This window comes from Mesoterricola sp. JemC181 (assembly GCF_055384585.1).
The window spans coordinates 593635-612280 of sequence record NZ_AP045076.1 but is presented as its reverse complement, the minus strand read 5'-3'; the positions used below and the strand labels follow the sequence as shown (position 1 = coordinate 612280).

The window sequence follows — 18646 nt, the reverse complement described above, 5'->3', positions numbered from 1 at the left end:
TCCGGTAAACTAATCGTTTACCGCGAGGCTGCCCCATGCCGTTCGATCCCCTGCACCAGGAATCCCTGATCCAGCAGCGCTGGATGGAGGCGCAGGCCTTCCGCGCGCCCCGCGCGTCCGAGCTCAAGCCCAGTGACCGCACCTTCTACATGCTGGTGATGCTCCCCTACCCCAGCGGGCGCATCCACATGGGGCACGTGCGCAACTACACGCTGGGCGATGTGGTGGCGCGGTTCCGGCGCATGCGGGGGGACAAGGTCATGAACCCGCTGGGCTGGGACTCCTTCGGGATGCCGGCGGAGAACGCGGCCATCAAGAACGGCATCCACCCCGCCATCTGGACCCGGGCCAACATCCAGGAGATGAAGGGCCAGATCCAGAAGATGGGCATCAGCTACGACTGGGACCGGGAGATCGCCACCTTCCTGCCCGAGTACTACAAGTGGAACCAGTGGTTCTTCCTGAAGATGTGGGAACGCGGCGACGTGTTCCGGGCGCTGCGCAACGTGAACTGGTGCGAGGCCCTGGGCACGGTGCTGGCCAACGAGCAGGTGGTGGACGGCAAGGACGAGCGCACCGGGCACCCGGTGGTGCAGAAGGCGCTGGAGCAGTACTTCTTCGCCATCACCAAGTACGCCGACGAGCTCCTCAGCGGCCACGGCCAGCTGGACTGGCCCGAGAACGTCAAGGCCATGCAGCGGCACTGGATCGGCAAGTCCGAAGGGGCCCGCCTCACCTTCGACCTCGCCGACGGCAGCGAGGTGTCGGTCTTCACCACCCGCCTGGACACCCTGTGCGGCGTGACCTTCATGGCCCTGTCCACGGAGCACCCCTTCATCCTCAAGGCGGCCCAGTCCGATCCCGCCCTCAAGGCCTTCTGCGACCAGGTGGCCGCCATGAGCCGGGAGGACCGGCTCATGAGCGACATCAAGCTGGGCTGCCGCTCGAGGCTGGAGGCCATCCACCCCTTCACCGGGGAGAGGATCCCCATCTTCGCCGCCAACTACGTCCTCATGGACTACGGCACCGGGGCGGTCATGGGCGTGCCCGCCCACGACGAGCGGGACCATGAATTCGCCGAGAAGTACGGCCTGCCCATCCCCAAGGTCATCGAGAGCGCCAACCCCTGGGAGCCCGGGATCCTCGTGAACTCCGGCGAGTTCGACGGCCTGACCTCGGACGAGGCAGTGGACGCGATGGTCCGGAAGCTCGGAGGCCGCGCCGAGAAGGCCATCACCTTCAAGCTCAAGGACTGGGGCCTCTCCCGCCAGCGCTACTGGGGCACGCCCATCCCCACGGTGCACTGCCCCGACTGCGGCGTGGTGCCCGAGAAGGTGGAGAACCTGCCCATCCGCCTCCCCGAGGACGTGGCCTTCGCGGGCGCCGGCGCCTCCCCACTGCTCACCTCCCGCACCTTCCTGGACTGCCCCTGCCCCGCGTGCGGCAAGCCCGCGCGGCGCGAGACGGACACCATGGACACCTTCGTGGACTCCAGCTGGTACTGGATGCGCTACCTGGACCCGAAGAACGAGACCCTCCCCTTCGCCAAGGCCGAGGCCGACGCCTGGAGCCCGGTGGACCTCTACATCGGCGGCATCGAGCACGCCACCATGCACCTCATCTACGCCCGGTACTTCCACAAGATCATGCGCGACCTGGGCCTGGCCTCGGGCGACGAGCCCTTCAGGAAGCTCATCTGCCAGGGCATGGTGCTCAAGGACGGCTTCAAGATGTCCAAGTCCAAGGGCAACATCGTGGATCCCGACGAGGTGATCGCCAAGTACGGCACGGACGCCCTGCGTCTCTTCATGATCTTCGCGGCGCCCATCGAGAAGGAGATCGACTGGACCGGCTTCGAGGGCATCGAGGGGGCCACCCGCTTCCTGCGCCGCTCCACGCGCATGGTGGAGGAGCACGTGCCCACGAAGGAGGCCATCCCCGCCAAGGACCAGCTCACCGCCGAGGAGAAGACCCTCCTGGTCAAGCTGAACCAGACCCTCCACAAGGTCACCGACGACCTGGACCACCGCTACCAGTTCAACACCCTGGTATCCAGCCTCATGGAGACCTCCAACGCCCTGGCCGACCTGCCCGCGGACGCCCCGCACCGCGGCGCCGTCATGCAGCACGCGCTCGAGGTCTTCACCCTCATGCTGAGCCCGGCCGCGCCCCACCTGGCCGAGCAGCTGTGGGCGACCCTGGGCCACGAGGGCTTCTGCATGCACGCCGCCTGGCCCGTGGCGGACCCCGCGTGGCTGTCGGCCGACGAGGTGACGGTGGTGGTGCAGGTGAACGGCAAGGTCCGCGGCCGCATCCTGGTGCCGGCCTCGGCCACCGAGGAGGAACGCCGCGCCGCGGCCCTGGCCTGCCCCGAGGCGCTCCACCACATGGAGGGCAGGGAAATCGTCAAGGTGGTGGTGCCCCCCGGCGGCAAGCTGGTCAGCATCGTCGTCAAATAAGGAGCCCCCATGCTCGATCTCGCCGCAGGTCTCCTGGACGCGGGCGCCGTGCGCCTCTCCCCCCGGAGCCCCTTCACCTGGGCCTCGGGCCTGCGCTCCCCCATCTACTGCGACAACCGCCAGCTCCTGGGCTTCCCGGAGCTGCGCGGGCGGATCCGCCGGGCCCTGGCCGAGGCCGCGGCCCTGGCCGATCCCACGCTCATCGCCGGCACCAGCACCGCCGGCATCGCCTGGGCCGCCCTGGTGGCCGACGAGCTGGACCTGCCCATGGCCTACGTGCGCCCCGAACCCAAGAAGCACGGCATGGGCCGCCAGGTGGAGGGGCCCCACACCGACGGCCACCGGGTGGTGCTCATCGAGGACCTCATCTCCACCGGCGGTTCCAGCATCAAGTGCGTGGAGGCCCTGCGCCACGAGGACGCCCAGGTGGTGGAGGTGCTGGCGCTGTTCAGCTACGACCTGCCCCAGGCCGCGGCCGCCTTCCGGGAGGCCGGCGTGGAGCTGAAGGTGCTGGCCACCTTCCCGGAGCTGGCCGCCAGGGCCCGGGAGAAGGGGATCCTGGAGGAGCGCGATATGGAGTCGCTGAAGGAGTGGCGGGCTGATACCGTGGCGTGGAGCAAACGGCACGAGTGAGGTGGGGATGAAGATCTATACGCGCACCGGCGACGAAGGGATCTCGGGGCTCTTCGGGGGGGAGCGGGTGCCCAAGGACCACCTCCGCCTGGCGGCCTACGGCACCGTGGACGAGCTGAACAGCCTCCTGGGCGTCCTGGGCCTCCACCTGCCCCCGGACCTGTCCGGGCACATCCAGGCGGTGCAGCACGACCTCTTCTCCCTGGGGGCCATGCTCGCCACCCCGCCCCAGTGCGCGGGGCTCCTGGACCAGCGCATGACCCGGCGCACCTGGTCCATCGCGGAGATGGAGGCGGACATCGACCGGCTCACCGCCCTGGCGCCGCCCATGACGGCCTTCGTCCTTCCGGGGGGCTGCCAAGGTTCCGCCTACGCCCACTGGGCCCGAACGGTCTGTCGGAGGGCCGAACGTGACGTGGTTTCCCTCAGCGCCGCGGAGACCGTTCCCGCCGACGTCCTCATCTACCTGAACCGGCTCAGCGACTGGCTCTTCTCCCTGGCCCGGGCCGCCAACGCGGTCGCGGGGGTGGAGGATGTGAAGTGGATCCCTAGGCAGCAGGGTTAAACTGGGTATTGGGATTAATTGCCAATGAAACGCGCCGCCCTCGCCATCCTCTCGCTCGCCGGTCCCGCCCTGACGGGCGCGGCCCATGCGGACGGCCCTGCCAAGCGAGGCCAGACCTACCTCTACACGTACTTCGACAAGAACGGCAACACCGTCATCAACAACCTGCCCCCCTCCTACATGAAGGGCCAGGGGCTCACCCTCAAGCACGTGGGCGTGGGCCATATCCGGCTGGCCATCAGCTCGTCCGAGATGGCCAAGGTCCTCAAGAGTCCCGAGCTGCTGGCCATGGTGGACGCCATCGCCGCCACCGAGGGCGTGGACCCCTACCTGGCCCGGGCCATCATCCAGGCCGAGAGCGCCTTCTACACCAAGGCCCGCAGCCGCGCGGGGGCCCTGGGCCTCATGCAGCTCATGCCCCAGACCGCCGAGCGCTTCGGCGTCCTGGACCCCTTCGACCCCCGGCAGAACATCACCGGTGGCGTGAAGTACCTGCGCTGGCTCATGAACGCCTTCCAGGGCGACCTGCCCCGGGTGGTGGCCGCCTACAACTCGGGCGAGAACAACGTCATCAAGTACAAGGGCATCCCCCCCTTCGCGGAGACCCGTGCCTACGTGCCCCGGGTGATGAACCTCTATGCCAAGCGCCTGGTCCAGCCGGATCCCGGCGCCGCCGGCTCCATGGCCCTTCTGAAGAAGGGCCGGGGCGGCTTCGAGGTGAGCGAGAAGGCCGTGGCCCCGGACGCCGCGCCCGAGCCCCAGCCCCGCACCAGCAAGCTCTTCCAGTGGGTGGACGCCACCGGGCGCACCCAGATCAGCGACATGCCGCCACCCAAGGGCACCGCCGGAGTGAAGGTGTTCTGACCGGTCAGATCAGGCGGGCACCCGGCACGTTCTCGTCGAGCCAGCCCTGGGCCAGCTTCCGCAGGCCGGCCTCGCTGAAGGCGTGCCACCGCTGCTCCAGGTCCGGGAAGTCCCTCAGGGTGTCCCGGAAGGCCCGGAAGGGCTTGGGCAGCCGCAGGGCCCGCCCCAGGGCCCGGGCGGCCTCGCCTTCCGGCAGGGCCTCCACGAAGTCCTCCAGGATGGCGAACCGGTCGCGGGGCGCCAGGGGCTCGACGGGGAGCAGGTCCTCGCCGTTGCGGCCCTTGCCGGCCTCCGGCAGCACCTCGCCGGTCTCGAGATCCAGGAACCAGGCCAGGTCGGACCCGTTGGCCTCCAGGGCCTCCACCAGATCCGCGGCCGCCACCTCCAGGTAGGCGTACCGGCCCGGATCCTCCTCCTCCCGGGCGAAAGTGATGAACCCCACGTCCACCGGCTCCCGACCCGACTGCCGCAGCAGCAGGGAGATCTGGCCCCGGTGGTGGACGCCGTGGGTGGCCACGTGGAGGAGGATGTCCCGCAGGGGGGTCCAGAACTCCACGCCCTTGAGGTTCTCGTAGTGCACCGGCGCGGCAAGGCCGCTGGCGGTGGAGGTTCTCAGCACCTCCCGGTAGCCCGCGGCGTTGGCCTGGGCCAGGGACCTGCACTCCGCGAGGGTCAGGCCCGGCCAGGGGGCCGCCTTGGCCTGGGTCCCGCACCGGATGCGGCCCAGCCAGGTCGCCTCGGCGCCCAGGACGTGGCAGAGGAGCCGCAACGCGTCCCCCGGCGCCTCCTCCAGGGCCTCGATCAGTCTCCCGTCCGCCCATTCCAGATGGTTGAAGAGCCGGTCCAGGTGCGCGTCCACGGTTTCCTCCCGGGTCAGCCCGCCTTGCGCCGGGCCACGAACGTCTCCAGCGCCGTCACGGAATCCGCGTAGGCCGCCTTCAGCTGCTCCAGCAGGCCGGCCGCGGGCGTGTCCCACCTGCCCATGCGCCCGCCGCTCTCCAGGAGGGCGGCCACGGCCCGCACCTTGGGGGCGCCCATGGTGCCCGCGGAGCCCTTCACCGCGTGGGCCACGTCCGCCATGTCCGCCATGTCCCCGGCGGCAAGCGCGACGCCGATGGCCTCGATGCGCCCGGGGGTGTCCTCCTTGTAGAGGCCCAGCATCTCCTCCAGGAGCCCCAGCTCGCCGTCGTCCAGGCCCAGCAGCTGGTCCATGACCTCCATGTCGAGGCTGGAAAGAACAGGATCGTCGCCGTGGAAGCCGGGATCGGTGTCGGGAACCATGGGATCCTCCTGGGGGCCATTATTACATGGTGATTTGAAACGGGGCCCCCGACCCGTCAAACTTGGGCCAGCGAAAGGAAACCCATGAAGAACCTGCTCCTCCAGCATGTGGAAGAATCCATCACCCTCAAGAAGGCCTTCTTCGCCCAGGAGGCCGACCACATCGTCGCGCAGGCCGCCGACATGGCCGAGCGCCTCAAGCGGGGCTGCCGGATCCTCGTGTGCGGCAACGGCGGCAGCGCCGCCGACGCCCAGCACTTCGCCGCGGAGCTGAGCGGGCGCTACGTGAAGGAGCGCCGGGCCCTCGCTGGCATCGCCCTCACCGTGGACACCTCCGCGCTCACGGCCATCGGCAACGACTACGGCTTCGACCAGGTCTTCAGCCGGCAGGTGGAGGCCCTGGGCCGGCCCGGGGACCTCCTGGTGGGCATCTCCACCAGCGGGAACAGCCCCAACATCATCCTGGCCGTCGAGGCCGCGAAGAAGCTGGGCATGCGCACCCTGGTCCTCACGGGCCGGGACGGCGGCAAGCTCAAGGCCCTCGCCGACGACGTCCTCGTGGTGCCCAGCCCGGTGACGGCCCGGATCCAGGAGATCCACCTCATGACCTACCACTTCTGGTGCGAGGCCCTTGATACCCATTTCGACTAGCCGCCTGAGGGAGGCCGCCGCGCGCGAGCCCCTGGGGCTCTACCTCCACGTGCCCTTCTGCCGGGACCGCTGCACCTACTGCTCCTTCGTCACCACCCGGGACGAGTCCCTGAAGGAGGCCGTGCTCGGGCGCCTCGAGCGGGACGTGCGGGACTGGGGCGGGCGCCTGGGCCGGCCCCGGGTGGACACCCTGTACCTGGGCGGCGGCACCCCTTCCCTCCTGACGGCCCCCGAGCTCGCGCGGCTCACCGGCGCGGCGCGGGAGGCCTTCGATCTGCGGCTCGCCGAAGCCACCCTGGAGGCCAACCCCGGAACCCTCGACCTGCCCTGGCTGGAAGCCGCCCGGGCCCTGGGCTGGGACCGCGTCAGCTTCGGCGTGCAGGCCCTGGACGACGTCCTCCTGGAGCGCCTGGGGCGCATCCACGATTCCGCCGCCGCCCTGGAGGCCCTGGACTGGGCGCGGCGCGCCGGGTTCTCCCGGGTGAGCGCCGATCTCATGGTGGGCATCCCCGGCCAGCGCCTGGACCGGGTGCTGCAGGACGCCCGCACCCTGGTGGAGGCCGGCGCCTCCCACCTCTCCATCTACCTCCTGGACCTGGACAAGGCCTGCCCGCTGCGGGGCCAGGTGGATTCCGGAAAGCTCGCCCTCCCCACGGAGGATGAGACGGCGGACGTGTTCGAGGCCCTGCAGGCCGAGCTGCCCCGCCTGGGCCTGGCCCCCTACGAGGTGAGCAACTACGCCCGCCCCGGCCAGGAATCCATCCACAACAGCCGCTACTGGGAGCGCCGGCCCTACCTGGGCCTGGGGCCCAGCGCCGCCTCCCAGCTGGGCGACTGGCGGTGGACCGAGAGCGGCGTCATCACCGCCTGGGCCGAGGACCGGGGCCGCGCCGAGGTCCAGGAGCTGGACGCCGCCGAGGCCCTGGCCGAGCTGCCCCTCCTTGGCCTGCGCATGCACCGCGGCGTGCACTGGGGCGAGCTGCGCGCCCGGGCCTCGGCCCTGAACCTGCTGCCCCTGGCGGACGCCTGGGAAACGCAGCTGGAGCCCTTCGTGAAGGCGGGGATCCTGCTGCGGGACGGGGAGGTCCTGCGGTTCAGCGCCCGGGGGATGCTGGTTTCCAACGGGGTCCTGGAAATCTTCGTCTAGGCCGGCTGCCCATGAATCAATATATTAATTGATCATTCAACTCGCGAACCATCTGCCCTTGGGCAGGGGCGGATTGCCTGGGAGAGGTTTGAGCACCAAGGTGGGGGTCTCCCTGGTTCTCCAGGCCCGGACCCTTCTTCCAGAACATTCTCACGACCTGGTCCTCGACAACGAATGGGTTGGCCTGGGGCGTCCCGACGGTCCGGAGGCTGGGCCTTGACCAGCCTGCATAATAAATTATTATTGCCATGCTGCGGACTGGTCACAGGGAGGAAGCGTCATGGGGTGGTCTCGTCGGAACGCGTCGGCACTGCTGGTCCTGATCCTGGCTTCCTGGGTGGCCGGATACGGCAAGGATGTCATGCTGATCCAGAGTGGAGCGACGTTGCGTCCGAACTGCTCGATTAGAAACGGAAATCATATCTTCTTTTTTACAAAATTCGTTAACGAGCACTACGATGGCGGAACCTACACCGGTTTTGTCGTTGAAGTGAGAGGCTTAAATGGAAAGCGGACATTCAACAGGGCGTCTGATGGAGCAGACAATATGGTATTGAAAATGCAGGTAGATGGTAACTTGTGCTTGGGAAACGATAAGTCCAACGTTGCCTGTTTTGTGGACGGAATCAAGGGTGGTAGCTTGTATTTGCAAGAGGATGGTGGATTGGTCGTAAAATAGAATTTTGAAGACACTCTTTGATTGAAATAAATCATTCCAGCAACCTATTGATCCCCTTCCTCGGCTGACGGGATGAATGGGTTGACCGCAGGGGCCGCCAAGGCGCAGGTGCGGTGCTTGCGTCGAACCTGCGGTTATCAGAGCCTCCGGTTCCTTGCCGCCCGCCCTGGCCCCTGGGCCGCGGAATCCAGGCCCGGCGCATCCCGGGGTAGCGTGATGGCCTTGCTGGAATCGCCAGGCTCCTCGAAGGCCTGGGTGAGGCTCCCCTGGGCGTCACACGGTGCCCCGGCAGATGCCCCGATGACCCTCTGGACGGGCCGCCGGTTGTGGGCCCACGGCACCGCATCGTTGGGATCGAAGCCCACCTGGGCGGTGTTAGGGCCAACCGTACCCGGACGAGTGGTGATCCGGGCCTAGCGAGGGTCCCCGGCATCCTTGCCCAGGAGCCGGGCCAGCATGAAGAGCAGCCCCGCCACCGCGAGCACCAGGGCGCCCCAGAACACCGCCTTCATGCCCGTTCCCGTCCCCGCCGGGGCGGGTTCGGTCCCTGCGGCCAGCGCGATCTCCTGGGCCGGTGAATCCCGCAGGCGCCCGGCCAGGAGGGCCAGGTCGTAGTCCGGGGCTTCCAGCGCGCGGCCGTAGCACAGCAGGAACGCGTCCGCGGGCCGGAAGAAGCGCAGCCGCCAGGACGGGAGCAGGAGCCGCGCCGAGTCGATGGCCAGGGGCTGGTTGTCGCCCTCCTCCACCTCCACGGCGAGGTCGCGCCCCGTGGAAGGCAGCGGGATCACCAGGGCCTGGGCCGGCGTGCCGGGGTCCCCGTGGCTCCAGTCGGCCACGGCGCGCACCTGGGGAGGTTCGCCGTCCAGGACCCGCACCCGGCGCCGGAAGACGCGGGCCCCGGTCTCCAGCACCAGCCGCGAGGCGGGGAGCTCCGCCTGGGGCAGCCGGACGCGGTAGGTCGTGACGCGGTCCTTCGCGGTGCCCTTGGGCCAGGCCAGCGGCAGGGAGAGGGGCTCGTCCCGGGACTCCAGGAGGTAGGGGATCTGCCGTCCCCCGCTGTCCAGGAGGCGCAGGTCCTGGAGCCGGGGGCTGGTGGCCAGCACGTGGGCGTCCAGGGCCAGGGCGGAAAGGCCGGGGACCCCGGCGGGCACCTGGCGCCGGAAGCGGAAGCCGGCGGCGTCCAGGCTCGCGCCCACGCCGCCGTCCAGGGTCACCTCCGGCGCGGGTGGCGTTGCCACCTCCGGCCCCCAGGAGGCCCGGGCCGCGGGAACGCGCGTGAGCTGGTCCCTGCGGGCCTCCAGGTCGTAGCTGGGCGCCCGCAGGCGGGGGTCGCCGCACCGGGCGGTGAGGGGCCCGCCGTCCGGGGCCTCGAAGTAGATCCAGGGCTGGGGTTCCAGCTCGGCGCGCACGCCGGTGAGCTCCAGGCCCGGGTTGTCGCCGTCCTGCACGCGCAGGTCGATCTCGGAGCCTTCGGGGGCCTCCACCGGGATCCTCAGGTCGTAGGCCGCGCCGCCCTGGGCGCGCCGCAGCCGCGCGGCGCCCAGGGTCCGGGGGGCCAGGCTGGACGCGGAGAGGCGGGGCTCGGTGACCTGGGCCTCCCGCAGGAGGGGTCCGTCTCCGGCCACGGTGAGCACCAGGGCCCGCAGGGGGATGCGCGGCCCCGGGAGCCGCAGGGTGAAGCGGCTCACGCCGGGCTCGGAGGGGCGACGCAGGAAGGGCAGCTCGGCCACGGGCAGGACCGGGGCCGAGCGGGACTTGAGCAGGAAGGCCGCCCCGGGGGCCGGGGCCGGCGCGCTGGAGCGGTCGTCCCAAACGATGCGCAGGTAGCGGTAGTCCCCTTCGGGGAAAGTCACCTCCAGCAGCCGCAGGCCCTCGCCGGGCAGGTCGAAGACGCTGCCGGCCTTCACCAGCTCCGTCCACCGCTGCCGGTCCCCGCTGCCCTCCAGGCGGAACCGCTTCAGGAAGGGCGGGCGCAGGCCCTCCAGGCGCAGGCGGGAGGTGGCCAGGGGCGCGCCCAGGTCCAGTTCCACGCCGCTGCTGGTCTTGGTCGCGGGCAGCGGGAGCATGCGCGCGGGGACCCACACCGCGGCCCGGGGGTCCGGGGGCACCAGGACGTAGGGGATCTCCCGACCCGCGGCGTCCCGGATGCGCAGGTCGGCGAGGGCGTTGCGCGTGGCGCCCAGCAGGGCCAGGTCCACGTCCAGGCGCTGGGGCCCAGCGCCGGCGGGCCGGATCTGGCGGGTCTGGGCCGCCAGGGTCAGGCAGAGGATTCCGGAGAGGAGGAGGCGCATCATTCGGAGGCCTCCCCGCGGCGCAGCACGAACTTCTGCAGGATGACCGCCACCCCGGCAAGGCACATGGCGAGCCCCACGAAGGAGGCCACCCGGTAGAGCCCGCTGAGGCTGGAGAGGTCGTGCAGGAAGGCCTTGAGGACCGTCGCCGTCAGAAGCAGGATGGCCGCCACCCGCGACACCCGGCTGCGGGACGTGACCCCCGCCACCAGCATGAGGATGGCGAACACGGCCCAGCCGATGGTGTAGCTCAGGTCCTGGGCGAGGCTCCCGTGGGCCAGGTTGAAGGTGAGCACGGGCCCGGTGCTGAAGGCGTCGGCGATCTCGATGTTGAGCAGCAGGAACAGCAGCACCGCGCCCCCGGCGGGCAGGATGCGGGAGAGCCCGGGCATGGCGGGCAGGAAGCGGTCGTCCCGGTCCTTCAGCAGGCGCGCGGCAGCGAAGAAGCACACCGCGGGCACGAGGTACGCATAGAGGTACCAGTTGAGCACCACCATCCCGCCCCGGGGGTGGTAGGAGAACACGGCCGGGTTGAGCACCAGCCGCGCGAAGACCGCGGCGAAGAGCCCCCCGCACCACGCGAGCAGCCCCTTGTGGGGAACCCGCGTGTAGAGCCAGGCCAGGGCCGCGGCCAGGAGCGCCCAGCCCAGGGTGATCCACTCGTTGTCCAGCTGGAGGGGGATGGCCACGGTGATGAACGCCAGCGCCGCCCCCGCAACCAGGGCCAGGTTGGCCAGGGCCCGGGGCCCCTGGAGCCCGCGCATGCGCAGGACGTGGGGGGCCAGGAGGAGGGCCTGGGCCACGGGCAGGGCGCCGATGAAGCTCGCGTACCCCAGCACGCCCAGCGCGGGCCGCGCCGCCAGGAAGAACACGGCGCTGGCCAGCACCGCGGCGATCCAGGGCAGACGCGTCTCTCCGCCCTCGTCGCCCAGCAGGAGCGGGTAGACGAGTTGCATGGCGTAGAGGGGCGCGGCCACCGCCAGCAGGGCCGCGGCGTGGGACGGAAGGCGCAGGGGGTCGGCCAGGGCCAGCAGCACCAGGCCCGTGGAGCCCGCCAGGACCACGGTCCAGGCCTGCGCCCTGCCGCGCCGGGCCAGGGCCAGGAGCCCCAGTCCCAGGGCGGCGTGCACGATCACCTGGACCGCCAGGGAGGGATGGGCCGCGTGGTCCTTGTACGCTGCCATCACCAGCTGCGCGGCGACCAGGCCCAGCCCCGCGGCCAGGGTGAACAGGGCGTCCCCGCGGCCGCGGGACAGCTCGAACCAGACGTAGCCCAGGGCCGCGAAGGCCAGGGCAGTCCAGGGGGCCAGGAGCGTGGCGGGACCCGTGCGGGCGCCGCCCAGGATCCACACCCCCAGCACCCCCTGGGTGATCACGGCGCAGCCCGCGAGCAGGGCGCCCCGCCTCAGGCGCAGGGCCGCCACGCCCATGGCCAGCCCGAGGACGCCGAGCACCGCCAGGAAGGGCCAGGGGGGCTCGGCCAGGCGGTGGTCGCCGGCCACGGGCAGCAGGAAGAGGAGGCCCGTGAGGCCCATGAGGGTCTCGGGGCTGCCCTTGGCGCCCAGGGGGGAGGCTTCGAGGCGCTCCCGCAGGAACACGGTCCCGCCCAGCACCAGCAGGCTGAAGCCCAGGACCACCGCCAGGGCCGGCATCAGTTGGCCGCTCACCGGAGCGCTGGCCCACCAGGCCACCAGGGCCAGGAAGCTGAAGGCCAGTCCCAGGACGCAGAGCACGGGGCGCCGCCCCTGGCCGGCTTCGTACAGCAGCCCCAGGTTCAGCACGCCCAGGAGCGCGGCGAGCACGCCCAGGCTGTGGGGGGCCACGCCGGGCCCGGCCAGGAAGAACAGGAGCCCGACGCTGAGGAAGACCAGGATGGCCCCGCTGCCCTCGGGCTCCAGGGGCCGGCCCCGCCGCGCCGCCAGGAGGGGCACCCCCAGGAAGACGAGGCTGAAGCCGCCGTAGACGAGCAGCGCCGGCAGGAGGCTCCCCGCGTCCAGGTGGCGCATGGACCACGCCGTCTCCGCGGCCAGCGCGAAGAGGGCGGCCAGGAACCACACCGTCCCCTCCCCGAACCGGATGGCGAAAGCCGCGGCCATGGCCAGCACCAGCAGGACCGCACCGAACAGCGCCAGGGGCGCCGCGGTGGCGGGCTCCAGGAAGACCAGGGCGGTGAAGGCGCCCATGAGAAGCGGAGCGGCGTGGACGGCCAGGAGGCCCGCGCCCAGGAAGGAGCGCTTGACCTTGAGCCGCGCCTGGATCCATGGGACCGCCAGGTACAGCGCCGCGAAGAGCGCCGTGAACCCGAGGATGCCGGGCCAGGCGTCCGAGGTGTAGCTGAAGGCCAGCCAGGTGGCGAAGATGAGGAGCACGGCCGCCGCGCCCAGAGCGTGGAGCCACTCCGGCCCCCGCAGGAGGGCCACGGCCGCCAGGCCCGCGGCCACCAGGAACAGGAACCCGAACATGAGGCCGAAGTGCTGCCCGTACACCGGGTTCATGGCCATGTGCACGGCGAAGAGAACCGGCGGGAGCGCGGAGAGGGACGCCGTGTGCCGGAAGAGCGCCGGGGCCTCCCGGTCCCGGGACAGGAACAGGGCGCCCAGCCCCAGCAGCGGGAACAGGAGGAAGACCCCCAGGCCGATGCCCAGCTTGGACTCGTCCAGGAACCTCAGCACCCAGCCCAGCTGGTACAGCGCCGTGAAGGCCAGCGTGAGGGCCGTGAGCAGGGGCCAGCGCTTGCGGTAGGCCACCCACCCCAGCCCCACGTTCAGGAGCGCGAGGTAGCCGAACAGGCCGATGGGATGGTCCTCCCCCGTGGACAGCAGGAGCGGGGTTGCGAAGCCCCCCAGGAGGCCCAGGAGGGCGATGAACACCGAGTCCCTGCGGATGGAGAGGCCCACGGCCACCGCCGTCACCAGGGCCATGAGCGCGAAGGAGGCCGCCGCGGGCAGCAGGTGCCACAGGGCCGAGGCCGCGTAGAAGGTGGAGAAGAGCGTGGCGATGCCCGCGGCCGTCAGGGCCTGGGCCGTGACGGCGTACGCCCGCGCGCGCCCCGTCTCGCACCCCGCCAGCAGCCCCACGCCCACCAGGAGGCCGATGGCCATGCGCACCGGGGCCCCGAGCCAGCCGTGCTCCACGCCGTACTTCAGGAAGGCCACCGCCGCCACCAGCAGGGCGACGCCGGCGACATAGGAGAAGAGCTTGACCCCCACCAGGGACTCCCAGTCGAAGGGCTTGCGGGGCTCGGCGGGAGGAGGCGGCGGGGGGGGAGGCGGCAGGGGACGGGCCACGGGCGGGAGCGGCGGGGGCTCGGGCCCGGCGGGGGCCGGGACCGGCGGGGGTTCGGGCCGGGGCGGCGCGGGCAGCTCCCTGATCCACTGGGGCACCACCACCGGGGCGGTGTCCCCCATGCGGGCGGGACGCTCCACGGGTTCGGCCGGAGGCCGGGCGCCGCGAAGCGCTTCCAGCTCGGACCTCAGGAAGTCCAGGTCGGATTCCAGCCGGGAGACGCGGGACCTCCTCTGGAGGGTCTCCAGGAGGAGCCATACGAATGCCGCGAAGATGAACAAGGCTTCCAAGCTGCACCTCTCGCTGATCGACGGAAAATCCACTATAACCCGGCATCCCGCGCAGCCGGAAATTGCCTATAGTTGTTCAACCCGGCCCCCGGGTTCCCGACCCCTGGAGAATCCATGAACCCCCATCCCGTCAAGGACCCCCTCACCTGGCTGTATCCGCCCATCGAGCCGTACGCCACCGGCCGGCTCAAGGTCTCCGCCACCCACGACCTGTACTACGAGGAGAGCGGCAACCCCAAGGGCAAGCCCGTGGTGTTCCTCCACGGCGGCCCCGGCGGCGGCAGCGACCCCAAGCAGCGGCGCTTCTTCCACCCGGAGAAGTACCGCATCATCCTCTTCGACCAGCGCGGCTGCGGCAAGAGCACGCCCTACGCGAGCCTCGAGGACAACACCACCTGGGACCTGGTGGCCGACACCGAGAAGCTGCGCGTCCACCTGGGCATCGCGAAGTGGCAGGTGTTCGGCGGCTCCTGGGGCTCCACCCTGGCCCTGGCCTACGCCGAGAAGCACCCCGAGGCCTGCACCGAGCTGGTGCTCAGGGGCATCTTCCTGCTGCGCAAGCAGGAGATCGACTGGTTCTACCAGCGCGGCGCCTCCATCCTCTACCCCGACGCCTGGGAGCCCTACCTGGCCCACATCCCCGAGGCCGAGCGCGGCGACCTGCTCAGCGCCTACCACAAGCGCCTCACGAGCCCCGACGCCGCCGTGCGCCTTGCGGCCGCCAAGACCTGGAGCGGCTGGGAGGGCGGCACCAGCAAGCTCGTCCCCGACGCCGACTTCACCGGCCACTACGAGGAGGACGAGTTCGCCCTGGCCTTCGCGCGCATCGAGTGCCACTACTTCGTGAACAAGGGCTGGTTCGACCCCGAGGACCAGCTCCTGCGCGACGCCTCGAAGATCCGCCACATCCCCGGCGTCATCGTCCAGGGCCGCTACGACGTGGTGTGCCCCATGGAGAGCGCCTGGGCCCTGCACCGCGCCTGGCCCGAGGCCGACCTGGTGATCACCCCCGACTGCGGCCACAGCGCCTTCGACGCCCCCAACTGCAGGGCGCTGGTGGCTGCGACGGACCGGTTCGCCGGACTTTAAAAAGGCATTGGAAATCTGTTCTCAGCGATCCTCTGCGCCTCTGCGTTTGATTTTTTCCATGCCTTGCCGGCGCTTGATTTCCATGCGCGGAAGCACCCAGGAAAGGGATCAAACACAGCGGCGCTGAGAAATGAAGGGGATTCAAGTCCATGCATTCCGCAGGTCCTGGATGGCCCCCTCCGGGTCCCTGGCCATCCACAGTCCCCGGATCAGGGCCACTCCCGCCAGCCTGGGATGCCGGAGGGCCGCCGCGTTCCCGGGTGTGATCCCCCCCAGGGCCAGGGCCCGGAACGCGCCTGCGGGCATCCCGTCCAGCACGTCCTTGAGCTGACCGGCGCCCCACGCGGGCCCCTTCCCCGGCACCGCGAAGATGGGCGAGAGGATCAGCTGGGCCGCCCCGGCCCTGCCGAGGATCTGGGCGGGTTCGTGGATGGGCCGCGACAGGGGCAGGAGGCCCTCCGGCACCTCCGGATGGGCCTCGCCGGCGTGGAGGCCGCAGCCCGCGGCCAGGGCCACGTCCAGGCGCCCGTTGACCCACAGCTCAACGCCGGGGGCGCGGTCCCGCACCCAGCGCGCGGCGCGCAGGAGCGGCGCGGCCTCCAGTGCGGGCTCCCGGATCATGAAGGCGTCCACCCCCGAGGCCAGCACCCGCTCCCAGCGGGGCGGGTCGAAGCCTTCACCGGGGGAGATGGCGAGCAAGAACATGGGGACATCATCCCACGAGGGCGCGCAGTTCCTCTTCCCTCGCCCTGGGCAGGGCCAGGACGGGGAGGTTCTCGGCCACGTGGGCGGGCCGGCTCATGCCGCAGAGCGCCGAGGTCACGCCGGGGCAGGAGCTGGCGAACTGCAGGGCCCCCTGGGACGGGGTGGCGCAGCCGGGGAAGAGGGCCGCGGGCAGCCGGGACAGGATCCGGGCCTGCATGAGGCTGCCCGACACCTGCACCTTGAGGCCCGCGGCCCGGGCGGCCTCCAGGGGGGTCAGGAGCCGGCCCCCGAAGGGCTGGGTGGCGGCGGTGAAGGCCTCGGGCATGGCCAGGTTGAGGGGCAGCTGGATCCAGCGGAACCGGTGGGCGGGGCCGCCCACGGCCTCGGCGTCCTCCAGGAGCTCCTCCAGGCTCAGGTGGTCCGGGGCCCCGGGGGCGGCGCGGAAGCCGTTCCAGGTGGCGCAGCCGTATTCCGCCAGGAGCCCGCGGGCCGCCAGGTCCTCGCAGGCTCCGAAGGCCTTCCGGACGGCCTCCCGGAAGGCGGGGCGGCCGATGGCGGGAAGCTGCTGCTCGGGGTTGTGCAGGTGGAACAGGTCCACCCGGGCCACGCCCAGGGCCTCCAGGGAGACCCCCAGCTGGTGCGCGAGGTACCGGGGCGTCATGGCGTGGCAGCCGTCGACCACGTCGGCGGCTGCGAGGATCCCCGGGCCCGCCAGCACCCGCTGGAACCAGTCCCGGGGCGACTCCCCGCCGTCCCCCATGGGGAGGTACCCGGCCTTGGTGCTCACGAAGAAGCCCTCCCGGGGCCGGCCCGCGAAGGCCCTGCCCAGGGCCCGCTCCGAGCGGCCCCCCCGGTAGTTGGCGGCGGTGTCGAAGACGTTGCCTCCGCCTTCGGCGAAGGCGCGCGCCGAGGCTTCGTAGCCCGCGTCCGTGGCCGCGTCGGGCGCGCCCAGATAGGTGCCGAGGCCGATCCTGGTCAGTTCCACGTTTCCCCCCAATGGGGATTGGATGCCGCGAATCCCGTCAGGGTTGCTGGGCGAGCACCCGCTCCCGGTCCAGGGCGGGGATGATCCGCCAGTTGTCCGAGGTGCCCGGGGCCAGGGAGGGCCGGGAGAGCACGTGGGCCAGGAGGAGGTTGCGCAGGGAGGAGGGCGTGACGAGGTCGGGCGCGCCCTTCCAGCCCATGGCCTCCAGGTAGCCGCCCTCCCCCGCCAGGCGCCGCGCGGGCAGGCCCAGGGTGAAGACCTGGTCGTCCTTCACCGGCTGGCCCTGGTAGGTGAGCTTGACCACCCGGGACCCCGGGGCCCGGGAGAGGTCCAGGGCGTAGGCGCAGCCGTCCAGGGTGTCGAAGGCGTCCGGGGCGGCGCCGCGCCGGAAGAGGTCGGGCTGGTGGCTGAAGTTGAAGGTCCGCGCCGCCTGTTCCAGGTAGGCCTTGAGCTGGCGCCCGTCCACGCGGATCCGGACCACGGGCTCCTCGGTGGGGGCCAGGGCGTAGAACTGGCGCACGGAGGTGGGGCCCTTGGGGATGAAGACCTTCGAGGCCGGCGCGGGCACGGCGGTGATCTGGGCGCCGGTGGCCTGGCGCACCACGGTGTGCAGGAGGTGGGCCAGGGGGGTGTCCTCCATGCGGCACCAGCGGCCGTCCAGGTCCGTGGCCAGGTTGGTGGCCAGGGTGTTCAGGTAGGTGTCGGTGAAGGCCCGCAGGTCCGCGGTGGCCTGCAGGACGGCGGGATCCGGCTCCAGGTCGGCGGCAGGCGCGGCGAGGCGGGCCTCGCAGGCGGCCACCTCCCAGCGGGACCGGGCGCGCCGCAGGACCACCTCCGCCACGCCCAGGGCCTGCCCTCCGGTGCCGGCCTGGAGGATGGGGACCCCGTTGCGCCGGACGGCGACCTGCTGGCCGGTGTGGCCGGCGAGGATCAGGTCGATGCCCTTGACCTGGTCGGCCAGGCACGTGGCCTGGTTCTCCAGGTCCGTGCCGCAGGGCGCGTCGCCCACGCCGCCGTGGAGGGCCACCACCACCAGGTCCACCTTCTCGTGCTCGCGCAGCCGGGGGATGAGGTCCCGGGCCGCCTGGACCGGGTCCTGGAAGCTCAGGCCCTCCGTCGTCTCGCGTCCGACCAGCCTGGGAAGGGCCTGGGTCACCAGGCCCAGGATGGCCACCTGCACGCCGCCCACCTCCACCTTGAGGTAGGGCGTGAAGGCGCGCTTGTCCGTGCCGGCGAAGAAGACGTTCGCGGCCAGCCACGGGAACTGGGCCTGCTCCTCCATGGTCCGGAGGAGCTTGAACCCGTTGTCGAACTCCTGGTGCCCCACCACCATGGCGTTGTAGCCCAGGGCGTTCATGACGGCCATGGTGGGCTCCGGGGAGCCCGGCTTCAGGTGGCTCCACACGTAGTTGATGGGCTCCCCCTGGGTGCCGTCGCCGCAGTCCACCAGGATCGTGTTGGGGTTGGCGGCCCTCAGGGTGCGGACCAGGCTCCCCAGCCGGGCCCACCCGCCGGGGGCCGGTTGGAGGGTGAAGGTGTCCTGGGGCAAAACGTGCCCACGGACGTCGGTGGTGCCGAGTATCTGCAGCCGCACCTCCTGGGCATGCAGGAAGGCGGCGCACAGCAGGATTCCGACGGCACGAAGCACCATTCCCCCCAGGATTCTTGGTCTCCCTAAGATAACCGGAGGAGGCTTCCGGCGCACTTTGCTTGGAGTGGAAG

General features: G+C 71.1%; 15 protein-coding genes. 8 read left to right on the top strand and 7 right to left on the bottom strand.

Annotated elements, in window-relative coordinates; genetic code table 11:
* The first annotated feature begins 35 nt into the window (after positions 1-35).
* Genes leuS through ACZ5MC_RS02730 form a run of 4 tightly spaced genes read left to right on the top strand, consistent with a single transcriptional unit; the run spans position 36 to position 4521 of the window.
* Positions 36-2459, top strand: a complete 2424-nt coding sequence (gene leuS / locus ACZ5MC_RS02745) for a leucine--tRNA ligase (RefSeq protein ID WP_464516991.1) — start codon at positions 36-38, stop codon at positions 2457-2459.
* A gap of 9 nt (positions 2460-2468) precedes the next feature.
* On the top strand, positions 2469-3092 hold the full coding sequence (gene pyrE / locus ACZ5MC_RS02740) for an orotate phosphoribosyltransferase (protein ID WP_464516990.1): 624 nt from the start codon (positions 2469-2471) through the stop codon (positions 3090-3092).
* A gap of 7 nt (positions 3093-3099) precedes the next feature.
* Positions 3100-3657 (top strand): cob(I)yrinic acid a,c-diamide adenosyltransferase, encoded by a 558-nt coding sequence (locus ACZ5MC_RS02735; protein ID WP_464516989.1) that lies wholly within the window; start codon positions 3100-3102, stop codon positions 3655-3657.
* 24 nt (positions 3658-3681) lie between these two features.
* On the top strand, positions 3682-4521 hold the full coding sequence (locus ACZ5MC_RS02730; RefSeq protein ID WP_306598741.1) for a transglycosylase SLT domain-containing protein: 840 nt from the start codon (positions 3682-3684) through the stop codon (positions 4519-4521).
* A gap of 4 nt (positions 4522-4525) precedes the next feature.
* Here the strand turns inward: ACZ5MC_RS02730 and ACZ5MC_RS02725 are convergent, their stop codons facing one another.
* Together ACZ5MC_RS02725 and ACZ5MC_RS02720 are read right to left on the bottom strand one after the other, a co-directional pair.
* Positions 4526-5380, bottom strand: a complete 855-nt coding sequence (locus ACZ5MC_RS02725) for a DinB family protein (protein ID WP_306598740.1) — start codon at positions 5378-5380, stop codon at positions 4526-4528.
* Positions 5381-5394: 14 nt separating this feature from the next.
* Positions 5395-5802: an Hpt domain-containing protein gene (locus tag ACZ5MC_RS02720; protein ID WP_306598739.1), complete on the bottom strand. Its 408-nt coding sequence runs from the start codon at positions 5800-5802 to the stop codon at positions 5395-5397.
* A gap of 84 nt (positions 5803-5886) precedes the next feature.
* Between ACZ5MC_RS02720 and gmhA the strand changes: the two genes are divergently transcribed.
* The 3 genes from gmhA (at position 5887) to ACZ5MC_RS02705 (ending at position 8279) form a co-directional block, all read left to right on the top strand.
* On the top strand, positions 5887-6453 hold the full coding sequence (gene gmhA / locus ACZ5MC_RS02715) for a D-sedoheptulose 7-phosphate isomerase (protein ID WP_306598738.1): 567 nt from the start codon (positions 5887-5889) through the stop codon (positions 6451-6453).
* Positions 6434-7600 (top strand): radical SAM family heme chaperone HemW, encoded by a 1167-nt coding sequence (gene hemW / locus ACZ5MC_RS02710; RefSeq protein WP_464516988.1) that lies wholly within the window; start codon positions 6434-6436, stop codon positions 7598-7600. The genes gmhA and hemW overlap by 20 nt, the downstream gene beginning before the upstream one ends.
* A gap of 280 nt (positions 7601-7880) precedes the next feature.
* A complete protein-coding gene (locus ACZ5MC_RS02705; protein WP_464516987.1) occupies positions 7881-8279 on the top strand; it encodes a hypothetical protein in 399 nt (132 codons plus the stop codon).
* A gap of 413 nt (positions 8280-8692) precedes the next feature.
* Here ACZ5MC_RS02705 and ACZ5MC_RS02700 read toward each other — a convergent pair whose 3' ends face one another.
* Positions 8693-10573 carry a DUF3999 family protein gene (locus tag ACZ5MC_RS02700; protein ID WP_464516986.1) on the bottom strand — a complete coding sequence of 627 codons (1881 nt, stop codon included), beginning with the start codon at positions 10571-10573 and terminating at the stop codon, positions 8693-8695.
* Positions 10570-14145 carry a DUF2339 domain-containing protein gene (locus ACZ5MC_RS02695; protein WP_464516985.1) on the bottom strand — a complete coding sequence of 1192 codons (3576 nt, stop codon included), beginning with the start codon at positions 14143-14145 and terminating at the stop codon, positions 10570-10572. The genes ACZ5MC_RS02700 and ACZ5MC_RS02695 overlap by 4 nt, the downstream gene beginning before the upstream one ends.
* A gap of 114 nt (positions 14146-14259) precedes the next feature.
* On the opposite strand from ACZ5MC_RS02695, the gene pip reads away from it, so the two are divergent.
* Positions 14260-15234, top strand: coding sequence for a prolyl aminopeptidase (gene pip / locus ACZ5MC_RS02690; protein ID WP_306598726.1), 975 nt, complete (start codon positions 14260-14262; stop codon positions 15232-15234).
* A 141-nt stretch (positions 15235-15375) separates the two neighbouring features.
* Here the strand turns inward: pip and ACZ5MC_RS02685 are convergent, their stop codons facing one another.
* From ACZ5MC_RS02685 to ACZ5MC_RS02675, 3 genes are read right to left on the bottom strand one after another with little or no spacing between them, the layout of a single operon-like run.
* On the bottom strand, positions 15376-15939 hold the full coding sequence (locus ACZ5MC_RS02685) for a thiamine phosphate synthase (protein WP_464516984.1): 564 nt from the start codon (positions 15937-15939) through the stop codon (positions 15376-15378).
* Between the two features lie 7 nt (positions 15940-15946).
* Positions 15947-16924 carry an aldo/keto reductase gene (locus ACZ5MC_RS02680; protein WP_464516983.1) on the bottom strand — a complete coding sequence of 326 codons (978 nt, stop codon included), beginning with the start codon at positions 16922-16924 and terminating at the stop codon, positions 15947-15949.
* Between the two features lie 37 nt (positions 16925-16961).
* Complete coding sequence (locus tag ACZ5MC_RS02675; RefSeq protein ID WP_464516982.1) at positions 16962-18572, bottom strand: bifunctional metallophosphatase/5'-nucleotidase; 1611 nt, start codon at positions 18570-18572, stop codon at positions 16962-16964.
* Positions 18573-18646: the final 74 nt, after the last annotated feature.

Bases quoted from the DNA above. Each gene is read 5' to 3' on its own strand.
- leuS (WP_464516991.1), top strand. From the start codon at position 36: ATGCCGTTCGATCCCCTGCACCAGGAATCCCTGATCCAGCAGCGCTGG.
- pyrE (WP_464516990.1), top strand. From the start codon at position 2,469: ATGCTCGATCTCGCCGCAGGTCTCCTGGACGCGGGCGCCGTGCGCCTC.
- ACZ5MC_RS02735 (WP_464516989.1), top strand. From the start codon at position 3,100: ATGAAGATCTATACGCGCACCGGCGACGAAGGGATCTCGGGGCTCTTC.
- ACZ5MC_RS02730 (WP_306598741.1), top strand. From the start codon at position 3,682: ATGAAACGCGCCGCCCTCGCCATCCTCTCGCTCGCCGGTCCCGCCCTG.
- ACZ5MC_RS02720 (WP_306598739.1), bottom strand. From the start codon at position 5,802: ATGGTTCCCGACACCGATCCCGGCTTCCACGGCGACGATCCTGTTCTT.
- gmhA (WP_306598738.1), top strand. From the start codon at position 5,887: ATGAAGAACCTGCTCCTCCAGCATGTGGAAGAATCCATCACCCTCAAG.
- ACZ5MC_RS02705 (WP_464516987.1), top strand. From the start codon at position 7,881: ATGGGGTGGTCTCGTCGGAACGCGTCGGCACTGCTGGTCCTGATCCTG.
- ACZ5MC_RS02700 (WP_464516986.1), bottom strand. From the start codon at position 10,573: ATGATGCGCCTCCTCCTCTCCGGAATCCTCTGCCTGACCCTGGCGGCC.
- pip (WP_306598726.1), top strand. From the start codon at position 14,260: ATGAACCCCCATCCCGTCAAGGACCCCCTCACCTGGCTGTATCCGCCC.
- ACZ5MC_RS02685 (WP_464516984.1), bottom strand. From the start codon at position 15,939: ATGTTCTTGCTCGCCATCTCCCCCGGTGAAGGCTTCGACCCGCCCCGC.